The organism is Planktothrix tepida PCC 9214 (assembly GCF_900009145.1).
Classification (GTDB): domain Bacteria; phylum Cyanobacteriota; class Cyanobacteriia; order Cyanobacteriales; family Microcoleaceae; genus Planktothrix; species Planktothrix tepida.
Window position 1 is genome coordinate 1 of the sequence record NZ_LN889935.1, and the last position, 240, is coordinate 240.

At 42.5% G+C, this 240-nt stretch carries 1 protein-coding gene; it reads right to left on the bottom strand.

The features are described from left to right. The coding region (locus PL9214_RS29875) for a PAS domain-containing protein (protein ID WP_139295242.1) at nt 1-240 on the bottom strand (240 nt) is incomplete at both ends.

Here is a 240-nt window from a genome sequence, read left to right on the forward strand (position 1 = left end):
TCTTGCAAAATATCCCACTCCCAAATCCCAAATCCTCCAGATTTAATCGCCAAGGACAAGCGATCTGAAAGATTTTGCAATTTTTCTTCAGATTGTTTACGTTCAGTAATATCTTGAGCCGTACCCACAATTTGCTTGAGCGTTCCATCTTTGTTGTATAAGAAAGCTGCATCGCGACTGAGTAACCAGTGCCATTCCCCGTTGACATCTCGCAGCCGATATTCACAGTTTCGCTTTTCA